The sequence below is a fragment of the Acidithiobacillus sp. genome, assembly GCF_023255755.1.
GTDB lineage: Bacteria > Pseudomonadota > Gammaproteobacteria > Acidithiobacillales > Acidithiobacillaceae > Acidithiobacillus.
In genome coordinates, this window is record NZ_JAGDVS010000124.1 from 1 (window position 1) to 3,393 (window position 3,393).

The 3,393-nt window shown below is 58.1% G+C and carries 3 protein-coding genes and 1 pseudogene; all 4 read right to left on the reverse strand.

The annotated features are described in order from the left end of the window. Positions 1-581 (reverse strand): annotated as a pseudogene (locus Q0C48_RS08665) (ammonium transporter); the annotation flags it as partial. 60 nt (positions 582-641) lie between these two features. Next, the gene (gene recR, locus Q0C48_RS08670) at positions 642-1,241 is read right to left on the reverse strand and encodes a recombination mediator RecR (RefSeq protein WP_291523447.1); all 600 of its coding nucleotides are present in this window, start codon (positions 1,239-1,241) and stop codon (positions 642-644) included. Positions 1,242-1,248: 7 nt separating this feature from the next. Further along, on the reverse strand, positions 1,249-1,572 hold the full coding sequence (locus tag Q0C48_RS08675) for a YbaB/EbfC family nucleoid-associated protein (protein ID WP_291508342.1): 324 nt from the start codon (positions 1,570-1,572) through the stop codon (positions 1,249-1,251). A 25-nt stretch (positions 1,573-1,597) separates the two neighbouring features. Further along, positions 1,598-3,301: a DNA polymerase III subunit gamma/tau gene (gene dnaX, locus Q0C48_RS08680; protein WP_291523449.1), complete on the reverse strand. Its 1,704-nt coding sequence runs from the start codon at positions 3,299-3,301 to the stop codon at positions 1,598-1,600. Positions 3,302-3,393 lie beyond the last annotated feature (92 nt).

The following is a 3,393-nucleotide window of genomic DNA, read 5'->3' on the forward strand; positions in this document are numbered from 1 at the left end:
GCACCATCTTTCCCGTAACGCCCCTTGCGTGAACCCAGCAGCCAGACCGCCATCAGCGCCATCCATCCACCCATGGCGTGCACCACCACCGAGCCCGCGAAATCGTGAAAAGGCGCGCCAAAAGTGCTGGTAAACCAGGCCTGAATGCCATAATGGTTATTCCAGACGATGCCTTCATAAAAGGGATAAACCAGCCCCACCAGAAAGGCCGTTGCCAGCAATTGAGGATAAAACCGCGCCCGCTCGGCGATACCACCGGAAATAATAGCTGGCACCGCGGCGGCGAAGGTGAGCAGGAAAAAAAAGCGCACCATCTCGAAGCCATGATTGCCTGCGGTCAGGGTCTTCACATCACCGAAAAAGCTGATGCCATAGGCTATATGATAACCCACAAAAAAATAAACGATGGTGGATATACCAAAATCACTGAGAATTTTGACCAGTGCATTTACCTGGCTGCGACGGCGTACCGTACCCAGTTCCAGAAAGGCGAATCCGCCGTGCATGGCAAACACCAGAATGGCGCCCATCAGCAAAAAAAACACATTTCCGCCTGGAGGCGTGACTCCTGTGGCTGTCATGATCGCTGCTTCCTCTCAAAATTTAATTGCTTTTATATTTACGAAATAATGGGTAAGTGCTTAGTCATCAAGCAAGCGGCGACCATGCAACGCACGCCCGAGGGTGCTACGGTCAACATATTCCAACTCGCCACCCACCGGTACCCCGCGTGCAATACGGCTGATCGTGATACTGTCAGGAACCAGCCCCGCTAGAAACTGGGCCGTTGCCTCCCCTTCTAGGGTAGGGTTAGTCGCGAAAATCACTTCCCGCAAATCTGCTTCACCCAAACGCGTGCTGAAGCGATCAATATGCAGGGCTTCGGGACCGATGCCGTCCAAGGGCGACAAATGCCCCATCAACACAAAGAATTCGCCGACGAATACACCCGTATCTTCGATAGCACGCAGATCAGCAGGGGATTCCACAACACACAAAATGGAGCGGTCCCGGTGGTCGGAACGACAGACGGCACACAATGGCGCTTCGCTCAGATTATTGCAGCGCTTACAAAAACAGACCACGGCATGGGCCTGCTGCAAGGCCGCGGCCAGTTGCGGCATGAGATCGCGCTTGCGCACCAGCAACTCATAGCTGATCCGTTGCGCCGAACGCGGGCCAATACCCGGCAGGCGGCGGAGCAGCGCCACCAGGGCATCCATACTCGGAACGTCCGCCATAAAGTGCCTAGAAAGGCAGGCTCATGCCCGGAATATTCATGCCACCAGTCACTTCCGACATCCGCTCCGCGCTGACCTTCTCGGCATTGCGCACGGCGTCATTAATGGCTGCAGCCAGGAGATCCTCGAGCATTTCCTGATCGCCATCGGCAAGCAGAGAGGGATCAATGCGAACCCGCCGTACGTCATGTCGGCAGGTCATAGTGACTTCCACCAGATTACCGCCCGCATGGCCCTGCACCTCTACCTGCGCAAGCTCTTCCTGCGTCTTTTGCAACCGCTCCTGGAGCTGCTGCGCCTGCTTCATGATATTTCCCAGTCCGCCCTTCATCTTTCATTACCTCCCTGTTTACTTTTCACTGTGAGCTGACGGCACCGCTCTTTGCGGCGGGTGCCATAATTTCAATGGATTCCACACGGGCATCCAAAACTTCCAGGAATGCGCCTATGTGTGGATCCACGGCGACGCGTGCCTCCGCCTCAGCCTGCCGGGATGCCGCGCGCGCTTTCTCTTCCTGCACTAGGCTCCCCACTCCGGCCTCTTTGGTCAGGGGTACGATGTTCAGACGCGGCTCCCGGCCAAAATACGCAGTAAGCGCCTGATGTAATGCCCTGCGGGCCTCGGCCTTGACGAGGAATGGCAAATAATTGGGCTCCACGGCCAATTCCACAACCTCTGAATTGCAGCGCAAAGCTTGTCCATAGCGCAGGTACTCAGCAATTATGGGCGACACCTCCAGCGCCTCCACCATATGGCGCCAGTCCGTCGAAAGTGCGGCGTCGGCCGGCCTCTCAGGCAGTGCAGCGGTCACCTTCAACGGCGGTTCCCGGACTTCATCCCGCGAACGGGTGGATAACAGGGGTGCTGAACGGTGCGATACCGGCGAAGTCCCCTCGGGCGTAGCGCACTCGTGCGTCGGGGGTGATGACTCGACAAGATACCGCTTGTCCTCGCTCGGAAGGGCCGCGGGCGGCGAGTCCGGTCCGGAAAAACTCAACACCCGCAGAAAAGCCATTTCCAGTGCCATCCGATGGTCCGGATAAAGCGCAAAGTCACGTCGTGCCGAGAGCAGCAAAAAATACCAGGACTGCAGGGTAAGCGGGCTGATCCGCTCGCGCAGGCGCACGATCACCTCCGCACCATCACCCTCCGGATCAGTCGGAAGAAATTGTGCCAAGCTAAGACGGTGCATGCCCTCTATGACCAAATCGAGCAGGCCGGCGCCATCTATGCCTCGCGCCAGATGATCATCCAGTATGGCAAATACCTGCGCAGCATCCCGGTCCACCAACGCTTCGACCAGACCCAGCACTGCGTCGTCACTGCTGCGCCCCAGCATCGCGAGCACGCCATCACGCTGAACCACGCCACCACCATGAACAATGGCCTGATCCAGCAAACTCAGGGCGTCGCGCAGGCTCCCATCAGCAGCGCGGGACAATATCTGCAGTGCGGCATCCTCGGCAGGTAGCTGCTCGGCCGCCATGATCTGCTGCAATCGTCCCTGAATTTGCGGAATATCCAGCCTCCGCAAATTAAACTGCAGACAGCGGGAGAGTACGGTTACCGGAAGTTTCTGCGGATCCGTAGTCGCCAACAGAAACTTGACATGCTCCGGCGGTTCTTCGAGGGTTTTCAGCAGCGCATTGAAGCTGTGCGTGGACAACATGTGTACCTCGTCGATAAGGTACACCTTGTATCGACCCACCGTAGGCGCGTACTGCACGTTGTCCAGCAGGTCACGGGTTTCATCCACCCGGGTGCGGCTCGCCGCGTCCACTTCCAGCAGATCAACAAAATTTCCCGCGGCGATGCCGCGACAGGCACTGCACTCTCCGCAAGGATTGCTGCTAACACCACGCTCACAGTTCAGGCACTTAGCCAGTAGCCGCGCCAAGGTCGTTTTACCGACACCCCGCGTCCCGGTGAACAGAAAAGCATGATGAATGCGACCGGAATCAAGGGCATGGCGCAAGGCAGCGACCACAGCCCCTTGCCCTACAAAATCGTCAAAGTGTTGTGGCCGCCAGCGGCGGGCAAGCGCGAGGTAGGCGCTCATGCGCGCCCGAAATATAGGGTGGCGACGCCAACCAGCCGCACCCCGGCACCTGGATCACCGGCTGCCGCTGCTCCCTTCCGGGCCTGACGGGG